Source organism: Campylobacter sp. IFREMER_LSEM_CL1846, assembly GCF_025772105.1.
Taxonomy (GTDB): domain Bacteria; phylum Campylobacterota; class Campylobacteria; order Campylobacterales; family Campylobacteraceae; genus Campylobacter_D; species Campylobacter_D lari_D.
The window spans coordinates 87645-105754 of the sequence record NZ_JAKMRM010000004.1; the positions used below are offsets into that span (position 1 = coordinate 87645).

An 18110-nucleotide genomic window follows, 5' to 3' on the forward strand; every position below is an offset into this window, starting at 1 on the left:
TAATGGATAGAAGGTTATTTTTAAAATTTAATGCTTTAGGTTTAGCAAGTATTAGCAGCACTTATGCAATGGGGGATCATTCTCATCATAATATGCACTCAAAACATACACAAAAAGATACAAAAGAAATCAATACTTCTTTTATCAAACTAGAAAATCCAAACATTAAACTACTCGATGAAAAAGACTTTCCTAGCGGACAAACATTAGCAAATTTAAAACTTCTAAAAAACACAAGTACAAAGAAAAATTTCTTTAGATCAAGTATAGAAATCAAAGAAAGTCAAATAGAGCTTGTTAAAGGTAAAAAAACAAAATGCTTTACTTACAATGGCTCTATACCTGGACCTAAAATAGAAGTTTATGAAGGTGATACTGTAGAAATTTTGGTAAAAAATAGTTTAAAAGAGCCAACTACTATCCACTGGCATGGACTTGACATACCACCTGAGCAAGATGGCAACCCACACGATCCTATCATGCCTGGTAGAGAAAGAATTTATCGCTTTAAACTTGGAGAAAATTCAGCAGGAACCTACTGGTATCATCCACACCCACACTACACCACAGCAAAGCAAGTTTATAAAGGCTTAGCAGGGGTATTTGTAGTAAAAGCTAAAAAAGATGCGTTGTCGCATTTACAAGAACAAGATTGGGTGATTAGTGATTTGCGTTTAGATAAAAACGCACAAATTCCTGATAATAATTTATTTGATTGGCTAAATGGCAGAGAAGGAAATTTAGTTCTTATCAATGGACAATTAAAACCAAAAATAACACTTGACAAAGCTCAAAGAATTCGTATTTATAATTTTTGTGCGGCAAGATATTTAAATTTACGCATTAAAGGTGCTAAATTTATTTTAGTAGGAACTGATGGAGGGCTTATAGAAAAAGGTGTTGAATTAGATGAATTATTTTTAAGTCCTGCTTCAAGAGTAGAAGTGCTAATCAAAGCAAGTAAGGGTGAATTTAAACTTGAAAGTACTTATTATGACCGCGATAAAATGCTTGTTAAAGAAGAACCTTACACTCTTATGTTGGCTGATCTTAAAGTAGAAAAAACTATAGAAAACATACCTGAAAAGCTACGAGAATTTTCACCTTTAAAAGAAGCTACAAGTTTTAAAGAAGTGATTATGAGCGAAGATCATATGCAAATGCATGGTATTAGTAAAAAAAGTGAAGAAGAAATCAAAAAAAGCCTTGCCTCTATGTTTTTAATCAATGGTAAAACATTTGATATGAATAGAACGGATTTAACCTCAAAATTAAATGAAGTAGAAGAATGGGTAATAAAAAACAAATCGCATATGGATCATCCTTTCCATATACATGGAACACAATTTGAACTCATATCTTCTAAATTTAAGGGTAAAATAACAAAAGCAAAATTCAGAGCATTGCAAGATACGATTAATGTAAGACCTGGAGAAGAATTAAGACTTAGAATGAGTCAAAAATTTACCGGTATTAGAATGTTTCACTGCCATATTTTAGAGCATGAAGATCTTGGAATGATGGGAATTTTAGAAATAAAAGAATAAAGGTAAAAAAAATGGTAAAAATTGAATTTCTAGGGCCAATTAACAAAGAAAGCTTAGAACTAAATGTAAGCAATCTTAAAGAATTAAAAGCAATTTTAGGACAAGATGAAAGCTTAAAAGAATGGCTTGAACTTTGTGCAGTTGCTTTAAATGATGAAATGGTTTTTGATGATGAAACTACCTTAAAAGATGGGGATAAAATTTGCTTATTACCACCGGTTTGTGGAGGATGAGTTATGTTTGAATTACACCAAGGAGCCTTAGAAATTCCTAGCATTTATGCTAGATGGTATGAATATGCTAAAGATAAAAACTGCGGAGCTTTGATCACATTTTGCGGTATAGTGAGGGCTGAAGATGAGATTGAGGCTTTAAGTTTTGATATATATGAGCCTTTATTAAAAACTTGGTTTGAAAAATGGTGCCAAAAACTTACAAATGAAAATGTAAGCTTGATGTTTGCTCACTCTATCGGTGAGGTTAAAGTGTATGAGAGTTCTTATTTTGCTGGGGTTTTAAGCAAGCAAAGAAAATTAGGACTTAAGTTAATTAATGATTTTGTAGAAGATTTTAAAGCAAGCGCACCTATATGGAAATATGATATCATTAATGGCAAAAAAATTTATGCCAAAGAACGCTCTTTGAAACTTCAAGGAGCAGGAATTTTAAGCACTAAGGACTAAAATGCTAACTTCTTATAGCCAAAGTTTAGACATACTTCATTCACACATACAAACATATGAAAAGATAGAAAACATCGCTTTAACACAGTGCTTAGATAGAATTTTAGCCATAGATATCAAAGCTTCTACTAACAACCCTCAATTTCCTACTGCTTCTATGGATGGCTATGCAATTAAATTTAGTGAGCAAGATGAGGCTTTGTCTATCATAGGCGAAGTACCTGCTGGAATTTTCCCAAGCTTTAAAATACAAAATAAAGAATGTGTTAAAACTTTTACAGGCTCTTTAATGAGTGAGGGTTGTGATACCTTAGTGCCTGTGGAAAAAGTTGAAGTTAAAAATAATATGGTTTATGTAAAAGAAAAAGTTTCACAAGGCTTTGCTGTGAGAAAGGTGGGCGAGAGCTACACCAAGGGCGAAATTTTACTCACCAAAGGCACAAAACTAGGCTATAGTGAAATAGCACTTTTAGCTGAGCTTGGATATTTTCACATTAGTGTTTTTGCTAAACCTATCATAGGCGTGCTAAGTAGTGGAAGTGAAATCAAAGACTTAGGCGAAAGCTTAGAACACCCTGCACAAATTCGCTCATCAAACCATGTAGCCATAGCTAATATGGCAAAAAAACTTGGTGCTGAAGCTAGAATTTTTCCACTTTTAAAAGATGATATGCAAAAAACTCCAAGTGTTTTAAAACAAGCACTTAATGCGTGTGATATTTTAGTTACCACCGGTGGAGTTTCCATGGGGGATTTTGACTTTTTAAAACAAGCTGTTAAAGAGTATGAAATCATCTTAGACAAAGTCGATGTAAAACCTGGAAAACATATCAAAATAGCCAAATTTGAAGATAAATTCATCTTTGCCCTGCCGGGTTTTCCATACTCGGCTATGGTAATGTTTAATTTATATGTAAGAGAACTTTTAAATGCTTGGCTTTTACAAGAAAAAGACTATGTATTTAAAGCATTTGCAAATACTGACTATAAGAAAAAAAGTTCGCATTTAGAATTTGTAGCTTGTAATGTGGAATTTAAAGATGGAAAAATTTATGCCAATTTAAAAGGCAAAAAACAAGGCTCAAGTGCCATCATCAACAACCTTAACCACAAAGCTGCATTAATGATAGCACATGATGATATAAAAGAAAATGATTTAGTGGATATTGTTTTAATGCCTTAGTTTTTACATAAGTATTTTTTCATATCAAAATGCATTATTTTGGTATCATTTTTTAAATACAATGGATGTCTTGGGTTATTAGTTTTTGTAACTCCCAAACACAACCATTTTCTTGTTTTATTAAATTTATCTTGAGTAAAAATATCCTTTAATAGCACATGCAAATATTCTCTTATATTAATTAAATTTCCCCAACAAGCCAAAATATCCACATTTTTATATTCACATAAAATGTGATTTATATACTCTAAATTTTTGTTATGTATATCAACATTATATCCATAAGGAAGTTTATTTGGATTAGTTGAAATTTCTGGATAAATATTCAACATTACAAAGCTTTCATAATTATTAAATTTAATTATATTTTCTAATTTTTTTATGGTTCGATCAGCTTTTTATCAGTTGCAATACTAGGATTGATTCCTATGCATAGTAAAATACTATTTGATTTCTTTCCTAAAACATATCTACACTTTTCATCATATACATATATATCATAATTTTTCATGCATAACCTTAATTTAATATACTAAAATATCAAAAAATTCCTTTTCTAAAAAGTCCTAAAAGTTTTGTATTAATGTAATAATTATTTCTACCTATTTTAACACATTCTAAAACCCCTAATTTTTCACAAATTTTAAGATATTTTGAAGAACTCTGTCTTGAAATATCTAGTTTTTTTATTAAAAAATCTATTTTTGTATAAGGGTGAGAAAACAAAAGTTCCACAAAATCTTTACTATAAAAATTTGTTTTATTTTGCAAAATATCACTTACATCGTTCATCATTTTTTCTATTATAATGATAGTTTCAATTGTCTTTATGGCAGTTTGCTCTACACCTTTTAGTATATATTCTATCCATTCTAAAACAGCACCTTCATCGCGTACTTTTTGCAAAAGAATGTAATATTCATCTTTATTTTTAACTATATAAGCACTTAAATATAAAATAGGCAAATCCAAAAGCCCTTTATACACTAAATAAAGTATATTTATAATCCTACCTGTTCTACCATTTCCATCATAAAAAGGATGTATGCTTTCAAATTGATAATGAATAATTGCCATTTTTACTAAAAAATCAAGTTCATCTAGAGTATCATCGTTAATGTATTGCTCTAAATTTTTCATAAGTTTTTGTATATCATCAAAATTTTGTGGTGGTATATGCTTGATTTCACCTGTAATAGGATTTTTAAGCATGGTTCCGCTTTGTTTTCTAAAACCTGCATTATTTCCTTCTAATCTTTTTTGAATTTCTAAAATATGAGCATTTCTTAATAATTGCTCTTTTTTTAAAAGCTCATATCCTTTTTTTAAAGCATTTTCATAGTCTTTTACTTCTTTTGTTGCCCTTGTGAGTTTCTTTTCATCAATTTTAGATAAAAAAAGCTCATCGTGAGTAGTAATAATATTTTCTATCTCACTTGAATCTTTAGCTTCTTGCAAAATTAAAGCATTGATTAAAATATTTGGGTTTGGAATGCTTTTACTAAGTCCATTTAATTCGGCTAATTTTCTTGAAGCTTTGATGATAAGGTTATAAATATTTGCGTTTAATTTTATATCTAAAGGTAGTTTTGGCGGTATAAACTCTTTCATGTTTTTTCCATATGTTAAAATTTATAAAATTTTTTAACATTATAAAAAAATATGTTAAAAAAATCAAAAATTTTTAACATATTAATTCTACGCACCTTTAGTATAGTATCTTACTTTATTTTCCCTATTGCAATAAAAACCTAGCTTTAATATAATTTCAAAAACCACAAAGGAGAGAAAATGGACTCAAAAATCTTTTTAGAAAATGGTCGTGTTAAAAGCAAAGGTTATGCCATGCTTAGCAAAGATTCTAAATTCACACCTTTTGAATTTACACGCCATAAAGTAGGCAAAAACGATATCTTAATCGCTATCAAGTACGCAGGAATTTGCCATAGCGACATACACACTGCAAGAAGTGAATGGGGCGAAGCAACCTACCCTTGCGTACCTGGCCATGAAATAGCAGGAGAAGTCATCGCAGTGGGTGAAAATGTGAGTAAATTTAAAGTAGGCGATTATGCTGGGGTTGGGTGCATGGTAAACTCATGTGGAGAGTGCGAAGCATGCAAAAAATCTCAAGAGCAATTTTGCGAAAATGGTAAAACCATCTACACTTATAACTGCAAAGATGTATTTCATGATAATGAAAACACCTATGGAGGTTACTCAAACAACATCGTAGTAAGTGAAAAATTTGCTATCAATGTACCAAAAAATGCACCACTTGAAAAGATAGCGCCTTTGCTGTGTGCGGGTATTACTACCTACTCACCGCTTAAATTTTCAAATATTAAAGAAGGCTCAAGCGTAGCCGTAGCAGGATTTGGTGGGCTTGGTATGATGGCAGTAAAATATGCTGTGAAAATGGGTGCAAAAGTAAGTGTTTTTGCAAGAAATGAAAACAAAAAAGCACAAGCTCTAGCTATGGGTGTGAGTAATTTTTATACTAGTACAGATAAAAGTGCGGTAAAAGAAAGATTTGACCTCATCATTTCCACCATACCAACCCCTTATGATCCGCTAGCTTATATGGATTTATTAAAATTTGGTGGTGAGATGGCTATAGTAGGATTACCTCCACATGAAGTAAGTCCTAGCATTAACATCATTCATTTTGTACATAAAGCCGGTAAAAAAGTATATGGCTCGCTTATTGGGGGCATTAAAGAAACTCAAGAAATGCTTGACTTTTCTTTAGAACATGGAATTTATCCTGAAATTGAACTCATCAAACCAAGCGAGATTGACAAAGCTTATGAAAACCTCACTTCAGGAAAAGCCAAATTCCGTTATGTAATCGATATGAGTGAGCAGGATTAATACTCATCAAAAATCACATCGCTAGTATCAAAACCTCTTTGCTTGGCTATTTCAAGCAAAGAGTTTATTTGCTCTTTTGCTAAAATCTCTCTTGATAAAATCCATAAATATTTTTTATCAGGACTACCTACGATAGAAACTTGATAGCTTGTGTCAATGTAAATAATCTCATAATTTGGCTTGTTAAAAACATTCATAAAAATACTAAATTTAACCGCTAAAGATCTTGGTGATTTTACCCTAGCTTTGCCATTTGCCTGAGAGATTTCTCCATTTTCTTTAGTGCATATATTTTTGACTTTGATTATAGGCGTAGAGCCTTCATACTCTAGCTCATATTCTGCCTTAGCACTTTTGCAAGTTTTTTGAAAAAAGGCAGGTTTTCTAGCCATTTCTAACCATGTGCCCATGTATTTTTCTAAATTTATACCATCTAATAATTCTATCATTTTTCTTCCTTTTGATTTGCCTCGCCCCAATCACACATCGCTTGTAAAATAGGAATTAAACTTTGACCTTTTTTAGCAAGGCAGTATTCTACTTTTGGAGGGATTTGTGGGTATTCTTTACGCGTGATTAAATCATCATTTTCAAGCTCTCTTAAAGTATGTGTTAAGGTCTTAAAAGAAATATTACCAAGATATCTTTTAAGTTCATTATATCTTACAACTTCATAACGAAACAAACAATACAAAACGCTCATCTTATACTTTCCCGAAATCAAAGATAAAGTATAATTAAATCCGCATTCTGTAAAATCGCACTTTTCTTCCATATACTTTCCTTTTATATAGCATCATGCTTTTTTATATTATAATCCAAAATCATTTTTTATCAAAATGAAAACAAATTAAAAATGGTTTCGATGGATTTCATCACAAATCTTATCATTGCTGTTATTGTTGGTGGGGCATGCGGGGCTGTGCTTCATTTATGGAAAAAGAAAAAAGAAAAAGATAGTAGCGAAAAATAATATGTGAAGCAAAATGCTTCACATATATCTATACTAATTGTCTATCATTTTTATGATATTTTAAAATACCCTCTGCACAACGATAAGCCAAAGCTCCAACTGTATCAGTAGGATTATATCCGCTATTGTGCTGAAAATTTCCTGCACCCACAACAAAAAGATTATCCATATCCCAATGTTGCAAATAAGTATTAACAACACTTGTTCGAGGATCAGCACCCATAGTAGTTCCACCCGTATTATGTGTAGATTGATAAGGCACAATACTATAATCTTTTAAATAAGTTCCTTTTTTAATTGATCTCACTCCTTGCATTTTTTTAGCTACTTCAGCTGTTTTATCTGTTATAAATTTATGCAAAGCACGATCTTGATCTGTAAAATTATAAGTAAGTCTTACAAGTGGCGTTCCAAAAGCATCTTTATAGGTTGGATCTAAACTCAAATAGTTACTTTTATGTGGTAAAGATGCGCCTTGCCCTCCCACTGTAATGGCTCTTGTAAAATTATAGTTTAAAGCTTTTTTAAATTCAGCTCCCCAACTTGGAGTTCCTTTTGGCAGAGGAGCTGATTGGATAGGGCGATTTCCAAGTTGCACACTATAAATCATAGCTCCGTGTAAAAACTTCTCTTTTGAGTGATCAAAATTATCCCCATTATAATCATCGCAAGTTGTACCCAAAGCACCTGAACCCATATATGTATTAAATTGCTCATCAAAAAATGCTGTTGTTCCCATATTGATTTGATAACAATAGTTTTTACCTAAAGTACCTTTGCCTGTATTTGGATCGTATTGCTCACCTATACCACTTACCATTAAAAGCTTAGCATTGTTAAACATATAGCTTGTAAGCACTACAATATCTGCTGGCTGAATATACTCTTTCATAGTTCTAGTATCTACAAACCTAACTCCTGTAGCTTTACCATCTTTTTTTAGTATTTCTATAACATTACTATGAGTTCTTATAGTATATTTTCCTGTGCTCATGGCTTTAGGTATGACAGTATTAATAGGACTAGCCTTAGCACCATACTCGCAACCAAAACGCTCACAATAAGCACAATATTGACATGGGGCTAGATCTTGACCATCTGGATTAGTATAACCGCCTTTTGAATTAGCCGCAGGTAATCTAAATGGATGTAATTTCATTTCTTTTGCAGCTTTTTCGAAGCGTTTAAGCATTTTAGTATTTTCTAAAGGTTCTTGCGGATAAGGACTTGATCTAAACAAACCCATTTTTTCAGCAAGTGGGTTTTCTTCTCCACAAATTCCACAAGTTTTTTCAAACTTATCATAATAAGGTTCCATATCTTTATAGGTTAAACCCCAATCTTGCAAGGTATAATCATCACCTAATTTATTACCATATCTTTCAAAACTTTTTGTTTTAATCTCAAAATCATAAGGTAAAAATCTAAAGGTCCAACCATTCCAATGTACCCCTGCACCACCAACATTACTTCCAAGTAAAAAAGATCCCATTTTTCTATATGGTAAAGCTAAACCATTGACGTTATGGCGAAAAGTTACTGTATCTTTTGAGCAATCTTGCATTAAACCATAGTTAATACCATATCTCCACTCATCGTGAATCATTGCAAAATTTTCCGTAGTTTGCATCATACCACGCTCTAAGCTCAAGACAGTCAATCCAGCTTTGGTAAGTTCTGCTGCAACTATACCACCTGTCCAACCAGCTCCTACTGTTACCACATCTACTTTTTTTAATACTTCTACCATAATTTATCCCTCCATATCAGCTAAACTCATAGGCTCTATGTCAAAAAACTCATCACTTGCAATTTTGTCAATATAACTCATTTGAGCACCAGGATATTGCATCATTCTCCATCCATTTTTATTGTCATTGCCACCATAAATTGGATCAGACAAAACTCCAGCTATTGTCATATCCCTTAAAAGAGTAAAAAATTCAGAAGATTTAAATCCTATGAAATCGATTTTATTTTTTTCCAAATCAACTAAAATTTTATCTTGCTCAACTCCTTTTAAAGATGAAAAAGTTTTTTTATAACGCTTTTGAGATATTATTTCCAAAGCTTTAACACCCTCTAAAAAAATCTCATTACGCTTCATTGGGGTTTGATAACCTTGCTCAGCAATTCCTTCTATAAATGGTCCTTGTAAGTATTCTCTATCATTATAACCATAAGCTGAAGCTAATTGATTATCAATAAAATAAGGTACGCCTAAACCTATAGCACCATCACCTTGCTCATCTTTTGGATAAATTCTCTCACATGCTGCACTTAGATTATCAAAATCAGTCTGCACTTGAAAAAACATTTTTCCTCTTATTTTATTTGAACCTCCTTGTGTTTTCTTGTGCGCATGAGTTAATTCTGCAGCATGCAATATAGCTCCACCACTCATAGTGCTAGCAGCAACCACGCCGCCACCTAAAAGACTTAATTTAAAAAAATTTCTACGATCAATGACATTATCTTGCATATCTTCCTCCTTTTTATTGACAATATCAAATCATATCAATTCTATTCCTTGATTTTTTAATATAGTCTTAAATAAAAAAAATAATACTATTTTTGTATTATTTTAAAAAAATCAATCATAAAAAGTAACATATTTGTTTTAAACTTTCTTATAATATAGTATCTTACATAAACTTCGGCATTGAAATATAGTTATAGTTAAATTATAATTTTAAAAAACATAAAAAGGAAAAATATGCAAAAAGTATTATTATTAAATGGTGCAAAAGAATTTGGACACTCCAAAGGAAGACTAAACACAAGCTTGCATGAGCTTGCACTTAAGACTTTACAAGAACTTGGTTTACAAACCCAACAAACACACATAGATCAAGGTTATAACACAAACGATGAGGTAGAAAAAATTCTAAATGCTGATGTTTTGATCTGGCAAATGCCTGGTTGGTGGATGGGAGAGCCTTGGATAGTGAAAAAATACATTGACGATGTTTTCACAGCAGGACATGGAGTGTTTTATAAAAACGATGGTAGAAGTCATAATGAACCTACTAAAAATTATGGCACAGGTGGGCTTTTAAAAAATAAAAAATACATGCTTTCGCTAACTTGGAATGCTCCAATGCAAGCTTTTGATGATGAGAATGAATTCTTTAATGGAGCCGGAGTTGATGGAGTGTATTTACACTTTCACAAAGCACATGAGTTTTTAGGAATGAGTGCTTTGCCTACTTTCATAGCAAACGATGTAATCAAAAATCCTCAAGTACAAGAATATTTCACAAATTATAAAGCGCACTTAGAAAAAATTTTTAAAGCTTAGAAATTTGGGATTTGATGCTAGAAATCATTGATTTTTTAGCCTCAAATTCACTTTTTAAATTCAAAATAATCTGTCTTTTAGTCTCAATAAAATCAACAAAACTTTGCATATAATTTTTATAAATTTTAAAAACCACAGGCTTATTTAAAAGCAAATCTTCAAATTCATATACATTAAGCTCGGTTAATACTCTTTGGTGCACTTCACTTGCTTTTGGATGATACAAGCTAAACTCGGTACTATCAAGCTCGTAAAATTCTTTACTCGCATTCATTTTAGTACTAAAAAATCCCAAAGTAAGTTTAGTAGCACTTTCATAATTTGCCAAAGCCTTTAGATTAAGCTTTTCTAAAAATAGATCAAGTTCAAGTTGGCTTTTAAACAATAATTGTTTAAAATCTTTTAAAAAAAGTTCTTCACTAGCACTAGCAAAGCTTCTAAAACTAGCAAATTCTTTTTCACTTTCTAAGGCATTTTCTTTTTGTAAATTTGAAAATTGAGCCTTAAAAAGCAAAATTTGCTCTTCTAAATGAGTAAAAAATAAGGAAAAATCATCTTTAATTTGACTAAATTCTAAAGCGATTTCATTTTTTAATCTTTTAAATTCCTTATTCATTGCTTCAGAGTTATAAAACATAGCCAAAAACGCATCATCACTTGAAAGATATGGTGCTTTATAAGCAACTTTTTCATAAAGATTTTTCTTAAATAAACCCTTAGCTTCTTTATAATAACTACTATCTTTTTCTTTGATAAATTTTAAAATTTCTTGAGCAATTTTTTCTCCAACAAGTTTTAATTTATCTAAACAATTATGATTTAAAATTTTGATTTTTTGCTCTAGTTTGCTTGCTTTGAAAGTTTGCAAAACAGTATTAAATTTAAGCTCTAATTGCTCTAGCGCATTTTGAAACAAATCATATTGATTTGACAAAAGTTCGCATAAATTACTAAGTTTTTCTTTAATAAAATCTTTTTTAATGCACTCATAATCAAGTTCTTTTAAATACTCATAAAGTAAAGGTAAATTTGACTTTTGTAAATCAAATTTTGCTTCTTTGCATGAAATTGCGATGATTTTTTCAAAATACTTATCAAAAACTAAATGTGCATAATTTAAAACATTTTCTAGCTCATCTTGACTTAACTTATCTTTTTGATTTAGCACGCAAATTCCGCCACGCTCTAAAAGCTTAGCATTTGCTTTTATAGCATCTTCTTCACTTTTTTTACCTGCATTATCAATCAAACTAAGCCAAATAGCACTATGTATAAAAGAAAGTTCTTTAAAAGTAGTTAGCGTATCGGTGGTGTTTGCATTTAAACCTGGGGTATCTATAAGTGTGATATCTTTTAAAAGCTCAATAGGTGCAAAAAGGTGCAAACTTTTAGTTTCTTTTAGCTCATTTCTTTGATCGCTAAATTTAGAAAGTTCGTCTATATCAACAATCTCATCACTGCCATCTTCATATTCAACTCTTAAAAAATACTCCTTAGCATAGCGTAAAAAAGTAGGCTTAAAAGTCACTGGCACCACGCCTGTTGGCAGGCATTCTTTTTGTAAAATTAAATTTAAAAGCGTAGATTTACCACTAGAAAATTGCCCTATAATAGCCACATTAATGGCTCTTTTATAGCTAGCTATAATCATTTCAAGATCTTTTAAAAAGACATCATTTAAATGCAAACTCGGTTCTAAAAATGCATTTTTGATTGCTAAAATTTTTCCTTCAAAACTATCATCAAAACTTTTACAATAAGCATTTTCATAAGCTTTTAAAAAATCATTAATCAAATCATTTTGCATTTAAAAGCTCCGTTTTTAAAGTCTTTAAACTTTGTAATTTTGTATTGTTTTTTTCTAAAAACTCTTTGGAATTTTGTTCATTTTGTTCTATTTGTAAAATCAAGTCTTTTAAGTCTTTGATTTGCTCTTCTTGTTCTTTTTCGTATAATTTTAAACTAAATTCTAAATTAGTAAAAAATTCTTGATTATTTTTTAAATCTAGTGCGATTTTTTCTATATTAAATGTTTGTAATTTTTCTAAAATTTGATTTTCTAAAGAACTTTCTAATTTATAAATATCTTGCGTGGATTCTAAATTTTTTAAAAGTCCTGCTTTTAATGCCATAAAAAGATCATTGGTAAAAATGCTTTCTATTTTTGTTTCAACCTTACTTTTAAAATCATCACAATTTTGCTCTAAAATAGCTTTTAAAAAATCATATTTCACACTTAGAGTGTTTTTAAGCTCATTAATTTTATACTCACTTTGCTGTTTTAGCTCTCTTAAAAGATCAAAAATTCCATCTTTTAAAGTCGTATCAATGATAATATTTAGTCTTTGAGTGTTGTTTTTGATTTTATTATTTTGATTATATTTTAGCTCATCTATAAGTTTTTCTTTTAATTTCTTAGCTAGTAAATGCAAAAGTGTTAAAATTTCTTGAGTATTTTCATCTTTTGTGTTAAAAATAGCACTTAGTTCTGCTTTTACTTGCATTAATTTTTCTTTTTTTGCTTTAAAATCATTAACAATAGCTTGATTTTGCTTATCAAGCTCAAAGTTTTCATAATTTAGCATTTTATTAGAAAATTTAATTTTTTCTTCTATTTTTTCTAAATGTAATAATAATTCTTTTTTATAAGCACTTAGAGCAATTTTGTTTTTATCATATAAACTTTTAGCTATAAGTTCTTCTAGTGTTAAAATATTACTTTGTTCTAAATTCCCACCTTTTTTTTGATAAAAATCATTAGCTAATTTTGAAGAAATACACACAAAATCTAAATTATCTAATAATTCTTGGCTAAGCTGCTTTTGTGCTAAATTTTCTTTGAGTTTATTTTTAGTATAGTTAATTACTTCTTGCAAGTCTTTTTGACTAAGCAAGTCAGCCTTAGTAAGCACAATCAAAAGCTTACTTACCCTTGAAGTTAGCAAACATTCTATAATAAAATCACAATCTTTTTGACTAAGACTTTGAGAAGCATTCATAAGGTGGATTAAAAAGTCAGCCTTGCTTATATACGCTTTTGTTAAAAGCTCTCTTTGGATAATAACATCATCAAGTCCTGGGGTATCAACTATACAAACATTATCTTTTAAAAAATCAAGCGATGAAAAAAGCTCTATTTTTTTAATAAGTGCTGAGATTTTGTTTTTTGCACTAGTGTAATTTTTTAATTCTTCAATTTTTATTTCTATATTTTTATTTTCTTTTTCAAGATATTCATTTAGATTAAAATTTTGCTCTAATTGTTTTATAAGTTCTTGCATGTCTTGATTATCTTTAGAGCTTTTTAAAATATCTTGCCATTCTTCATCACTCCAAAAATATATCTTAGCTTTTTGATCTTTGCCGTATTTTAAAACACTCAAATTTGCAGTTTCAGGCACATTAGATACACCTAAAAAATCTTTTTTTAAAAGCGCATTTAGCATGCTTGATTTACCTGCATTTACCACACCCGTTACCGCGATAGAAAAATCAATATTACTAAATTTAACCAAAGCTTCTTGTAAGAGTTTTTGAGCTTTTTCATCCTCGCAAAGCTCTTGTAAGTTTTGATTAATGAGATCTAGTGTTTGATGTGAGTTTTTAACTTCTTGCTTGTAATCTTTTTGAATAACTTTTTGCCTAGATACAAAAGCATATATTAAAGTATTATCGGTGATTTTTTGAAGTTTTTCCAAGGCTTTTAAAAGCTCGTTTTTGTCTAAAATTCCTAAATTTAAAGCATTAATAAAACAAACCTGTGCATATTGTATACCATAAAGATCTAAGCGTAAATTTAAGCTTTTCATCAAATTTTTAAATTCATTTAAAGCGCTAAATCTTTCATAATTATCAAGATTAGTACTTAAAAGAATTGCTGCTTTTTGAGCATCAATTAAACTTTCATCAAAAAGTGTATTTGTGTCAAGATAAACACTATGATTTTGCCAAATTTGTTTTAGTAAGGTTTTAAGTGCCCCCTTTTCTTGGGGGCTAGGATTATTTGTTTCTTTGAGCGACAAGCTGTCTTCTCATATAAGCAATTTTACTTTGTAAAGGCAGTTCTTTTGGACAATTATCTTCACATGCAAGTAAAGACATACATCCAAATACACCATCATCATCGCCCACTAATTCATAAAAATCCTCTATAGTTCTATGATCATGTGGATCTTGTAAATATCTAGCTGTTCTTAAAAGTCCAGTAGCTGCGATAAAGTCAGGTCTCATTAGCTTAGTCGCACAAGAAGCAACACAAATTCCACACTCTATACAACGATCAAGTTCAAAAGTCTCATCAGCAACTTCTGGCTCAATACGCTCTTCAAGTTTAGAAATATCTGTTTCTTTTTCATTATGTACCCAGCTTTCAACGCGTTTGCACATACCATCAAACCACTCACCTGTATTAACACTCAAATCTTTGATATGTCTAAATGCAGGTAAAGGCATAAGCTCTATAACGCCATCTGGATAGTCTTTTGTCAATGTTTTACAAGCAAGTTTTGGCTTACCATTGATCATCATAGCACAGCTTCCACAAATCCCTGCTCTACATACAAAGTCAAAACTCAAATCCGCATCCATTTTTTCTCTGATTTGAGTTAAGCACACAAAAATCGTCATAAATGGAGTTTCTTCAAGCTCATAAGTAACAAAATGAGGCTTAGAAATTTTACTTAATGGATTATATTTAAATGCTCTTATTGTTAATTTTCTACTCATAATCAACTCCTATTCTTTGATTTGGCGCTTTAAATTTAGCTTGTAATTCATAAGGCATTAAAGCATGTTGAATTTCATATCTACCTTTGCCTTCTGCTTCCATTTTTTCACGGATCGCATCAACTTCAGCTTGGCGTTTTTCACTTAATGGGTTTTCAATGATATTTCCTTTAGCACCATAACCTCTAAATGCAGGTGGGATTTCCATTTTCATAATGTCAAGATCTTCATACTCAACTCTAGGCATACTTTCACCTTCTACCCAGTAAGTATTTGTTCTTTTCATCCAATTTAAATCATCTCTTTTTGGATAATCTTCTCTATAATGAGCCCCACGGCTTTCTGTTCTTAAAAGTGCACCATAAGCAACACATAAAGCAATTTTTAGCATTCTTGGAACTCTGTAAGCTTCTTCAAGCTCTGGATTTGCACATTTTAATTCTTTATCATGCACTTTTAGATCAAGTGATTTATGATATAACTCTTCAAGTTCTTTAACCGCTTCTTCAAGACCTTGACCTGTTCTAAAGATAGCTACTTTTTCCCACATAATGTCTTTCATTCTGTTTTTGATTTCAAATACATCATGTTTTCCTTCTTTACTTACAAGAGATTTTAAATAATCATACTCTTTAGAAAGGAAAGATTTAACGATGTTTATATCAATTTCTGAACCATTTTCTTTACAATATTGTGCAAAATAATCCCCTACGATCATACCTGCAACAACAGTTTCTGAACATGAATTTCCACCCAAGCGGTTAAATCCGTGCATGTCCCAACAAGCTGCTTCACCACATGCAAAAAGACCATTTAGCCATTGACTTTCACCGGTTGGTTTTGTTCTAATACCACCCATTGAGTAATGTTGCATAGGTAAAACTGGTGCCCAGCCTTTTGGACCCTCATCAGCAGGATCAATACCATTAAATGTTTTACAAATATCTTGAACATCGCGAAGATTTTTTTCAACATGAGCACGACCAAGGATAGAAATATCAAGCCATAAATGATCTCCATAAGGGCTTTTTACCCCTTTTCCTTTTCTAATATGCTCCATCATTCTACGACTTACAACATCCCTACTTGCAAGTTCTTTTTTCTCAGGCTCATAATCAGGCATAAAGCGGTAACCATCAACATCTCTTAAGATACCACCATCACCTCTACAACCTTCAGTTAGTAAGATACCACTTGGCACGATTGGAGTTGGATGAAATTGCACTGCTTCCATATTTGAAAGTCTACAAAGTCCAGTTTCAAGTGCAATAGCAGCTCCTGTTCCCTCACAAATAACAGCATTTGTAGTTTGTTTATAAATTCTACCATAACCACCTGTTGCAATCATAGTTCCTCTAGCAACATAAGCAATTAATTCTCCATTAGTTAAATCTCTAGCAATAGCTCCTAAACATTTTTTACCATCATGAATTAATCTTACTGCTTCCATTCTATCAATGATTTTAACTTGATGTTTAATCGCTTCATTTGCCACACCATATAACATACAATGCCCTGTTGCATCAGCTATATAACATGTTCTCCATTTTTTAGTACCACCAAAGTCTCTTGCATTTATAAGACCATGCGCTTCTTCTTTTTCTTCGATAGTAGTTTTTTGAGCGTTTATAACAACAGTTCTAGGTCCTTTTGTAACTCTAGTCCAAGGCACACCCCAAGCAGCAAGCTCACGAACCGCTTTTGGAGCAGTTTGCGCAAACATTCTAGCTACTTCTTGATCACAGCCCCAATCAGATCCTTTTACTGTGTCAGCAAAATGCACATCTTCATTATCACCTTCGCCTTTTACACTATTTCCTAAACTTGCTTGCATACCACCTTGTACAGCAGCTGAGTGAGATCTTTTAACTGGACAAATACTTAATAAAGTTACACTCTGACCACTTTTTGCAACTTCAATAGCAGCTCTTAAACCTGCAAGACCACCACCAATAACTAAAGCATCACTATATTGTATGTTCATATTTAGCTCCATCATAAGTTTTTACTATTTGTGCTACAGAGTTGTTTTGGTAATTATTAAGACCTATTTTTGCAAAAGCAGCTAAGCTTAATACACCTAAAACTAAGAAGAAAATACTAATAAACCATTTTGCTTTTTTAAGTTTTTTACGACTTTCTTTTGCATCTTTACCTTCAAACCAACCCCATTTTACACATAATCTATATAAACCAATACTTCCATGCAACTCAACACAGATTAATAAGGCAATATAAAATAACCACATAAAATGACTTACCACTCTATCGCCTGACATATCAGCACTGATTTTATCTGCATTAGTTATAACAAAAATCAAATGCGCTGAACCTAGAAAAAACATTACAAAACCAGTTGCAGCTTGAACCCACCATAAAGAAGAATCACCATGATTCATATATTTTAAGTGTGTTCTACAAAGTTGATATTGTCTAAAATTGATAGGAAATTTTCTCATTGCAAGACCTGCATGCACAAAGAAAATCACTAAAACACAGGCAGCTAAAAAAGAAGTGATGTAGCTCATCATAGGGCTATCAATGATAAATTTTAGTTCCAAAAAGTGAACTACTGAATCAAAAAAATCATCACTAACCAAAATGGTAGAAACGAAAAACATATGTGCCCACATAAACAAGCCTAAAATCAAGCCTGTTGCACTTTGAATATAGTCAAGTTTTGCTGGCATTTTGCTTTTTTTGCCATCAACACTCTTGCCTAAAAAACCTTCAATGAGTTGGCTCATATTTACTCCTTTAAAAAGTTGATAATTTATAATATCGGAGCAATTATAGAACTTTTATTCTTAAAAAAAATAAAAAT

At 31.2% G+C, this 18110-nt stretch carries 18 protein-coding genes; 6 read left to right on the forward strand and 12 right to left on the reverse strand.

Annotated features, from left to right (window positions below; genetic code table 11):
- Positions 1–2: 2 nt before the first annotated feature.
- From L8W40_RS03175 to L8W40_RS03190, 4 genes are read left to right on the forward strand one after another with little or no spacing between them, the layout of a single operon-like run.
- Positions 3–1547: a multicopper oxidase family protein gene (locus L8W40_RS03175; RefSeq protein WP_263664643.1), complete on the forward strand. Its 1545-nt coding sequence runs from the start codon at positions 3–5 to the stop codon at positions 1545–1547.
- Positions 1548–1558: 11 nt separating this feature from the next.
- Complete coding sequence (locus tag L8W40_RS03180; protein WP_263664644.1) at positions 1559–1780, forward strand: MoaD/ThiS family protein; 222 nt, start codon at positions 1559–1561, stop codon at positions 1778–1780.
- Between the two features lie 3 nt (positions 1781–1783).
- Positions 1784–2230 (forward strand): molybdopterin synthase catalytic subunit, encoded by a 447-nt coding sequence (locus L8W40_RS03185; protein ID WP_263664645.1) that lies wholly within the window; start codon positions 1784–1786, stop codon positions 2228–2230.
- Position 2231: 1 nt separating this feature from the next.
- Positions 2232–3413 (forward strand): molybdopterin molybdotransferase MoeA, encoded by a 1182-nt coding sequence (locus tag L8W40_RS03190; RefSeq protein WP_263664646.1) that lies wholly within the window; start codon positions 2232–2234, stop codon positions 3411–3413.
- Here L8W40_RS03190 and L8W40_RS03195 read toward each other — a convergent pair.
- The 3 genes from L8W40_RS03195 to L8W40_RS03205 are packed head-to-tail and all read right to left on the reverse strand — an operon-like array spanning position 3410 to position 5024.
- Positions 3410–3796, reverse strand: coding sequence for a DUF1643 domain-containing protein (locus L8W40_RS03195; protein WP_318529478.1), 387 nt, complete (start codon positions 3794–3796; stop codon positions 3410–3412). The genes L8W40_RS03190 and L8W40_RS03195 overlap by 4 nt on opposite strands.
- The gene (locus tag L8W40_RS03200; protein ID WP_263664648.1) at positions 3793–3924 is read right to left on the reverse strand and encodes a DUF1643 domain-containing protein; all 132 of its coding nucleotides are present in this window, start codon (positions 3922–3924) and stop codon (positions 3793–3795) included. Before L8W40_RS03200 ends, L8W40_RS03195 begins: the two co-directional genes overlap by 4 nt.
- A gap of 29 nt (positions 3925–3953) precedes the next feature.
- Positions 3954–5024, reverse strand: coding sequence for a Fic family protein (locus L8W40_RS03205; RefSeq protein ID WP_263664649.1), 1071 nt, complete (start codon positions 5022–5024; stop codon positions 3954–3956).
- A gap of 180 nt (positions 5025–5204) precedes the next feature.
- On the opposite strand from L8W40_RS03205, the gene L8W40_RS03210 reads away from it, so the two are divergent.
- A complete protein-coding gene (locus L8W40_RS03210) occupies positions 5205–6287 on the forward strand; it encodes an NAD(P)-dependent alcohol dehydrogenase (RefSeq protein ID WP_263664650.1) in 1083 nt (360 codons plus the stop codon).
- On the opposite strand, the gene L8W40_RS03215 is transcribed toward L8W40_RS03210, so the two are convergent.
- The 4 genes from L8W40_RS03215 to L8W40_RS03230 all read right to left on the reverse strand — a co-directional run bounded on the left by L8W40_RS03215 (position 6284) and on the right by L8W40_RS03230 (position 9742).
- Positions 6284–6736 carry a lipocalin family protein gene (locus tag L8W40_RS03215; protein WP_263661085.1) on the reverse strand — a complete coding sequence of 151 codons (453 nt, stop codon included), beginning with the start codon at positions 6734–6736 and terminating at the stop codon, positions 6284–6286. The two genes, L8W40_RS03210 and L8W40_RS03215, sit on opposite strands and share 4 nt — an antisense overlap.
- On the reverse strand, positions 6733–7062 hold the full coding sequence (rrpA, locus tag L8W40_RS03220; RefSeq protein WP_263662095.1) for a MarR family transcription factor RrpA: 330 nt from the start codon (positions 7060–7062) through the stop codon (positions 6733–6735). Before rrpA ends, L8W40_RS03215 begins: the two co-directional genes overlap by 4 nt.
- Before the next feature lie 226 nt (positions 7063–7288).
- Entirely contained in the window at positions 7289–9010 is a 1722-nt protein-coding gene (locus L8W40_RS03225; RefSeq protein ID WP_263660546.1) for a GMC family oxidoreductase, read from the reverse strand.
- Positions 9011–9013: 3 nt separating this feature from the next.
- Positions 9014–9742, reverse strand: a complete 729-nt coding sequence (locus L8W40_RS03230) for a gluconate 2-dehydrogenase subunit 3 family protein (protein ID WP_133319432.1) — start codon at positions 9740–9742, stop codon at positions 9014–9016.
- A 234-nt stretch (positions 9743–9976) separates the two neighbouring features.
- On the opposite strand from L8W40_RS03230, the gene L8W40_RS03235 reads away from it, so the two are divergent.
- Positions 9977–10561: an NAD(P)H-dependent oxidoreductase gene (locus tag L8W40_RS03235; protein ID WP_133319433.1), complete on the forward strand. Its 585-nt coding sequence runs from the start codon at positions 9977–9979 to the stop codon at positions 10559–10561.
- On the opposite strand, the gene L8W40_RS03240 is transcribed toward L8W40_RS03235, so the two are convergent.
- From L8W40_RS03240 to L8W40_RS03260, 5 genes are read right to left on the reverse strand one after another with little or no spacing between them, the layout of a single operon-like run.
- Complete coding sequence (locus tag L8W40_RS03240; RefSeq protein ID WP_263664651.1) at positions 10551–12368, reverse strand: dynamin family protein; 1818 nt, start codon at positions 12366–12368, stop codon at positions 10551–10553. The genes L8W40_RS03235 and L8W40_RS03240 overlap by 11 nt on opposite strands.
- Positions 12358–14583 carry a dynamin family protein gene (locus L8W40_RS03245; protein ID WP_263664652.1) on the reverse strand — a complete coding sequence of 742 codons (2226 nt, stop codon included), beginning with the start codon at positions 14581–14583 and terminating at the stop codon, positions 12358–12360. Before L8W40_RS03245 ends, L8W40_RS03240 begins: the two co-directional genes overlap by 11 nt.
- Positions 14561–15286 carry a fumarate reductase iron-sulfur subunit gene (locus tag L8W40_RS03250; protein ID WP_012661078.1) on the reverse strand — a complete coding sequence of 242 codons (726 nt, stop codon included), beginning with the start codon at positions 15284–15286 and terminating at the stop codon, positions 14561–14563. Before L8W40_RS03250 ends, L8W40_RS03245 begins: the two co-directional genes overlap by 23 nt.
- On the reverse strand, positions 15279–17270 hold the full coding sequence (locus tag L8W40_RS03255) for a fumarate reductase flavoprotein subunit (RefSeq protein ID WP_263664653.1): 1992 nt from the start codon (positions 17268–17270) through the stop codon (positions 15279–15281). Before L8W40_RS03255 ends, L8W40_RS03250 begins: the two co-directional genes overlap by 8 nt.
- Complete coding sequence (locus tag L8W40_RS03260; RefSeq protein WP_070255907.1) at positions 17254–18033, reverse strand: fumarate reductase cytochrome b subunit; 780 nt, start codon at positions 18031–18033, stop codon at positions 17254–17256. The genes L8W40_RS03255 and L8W40_RS03260 overlap by 17 nt, the downstream gene beginning before the upstream one ends.
- Positions 18034–18110 lie beyond the last annotated feature (77 nt).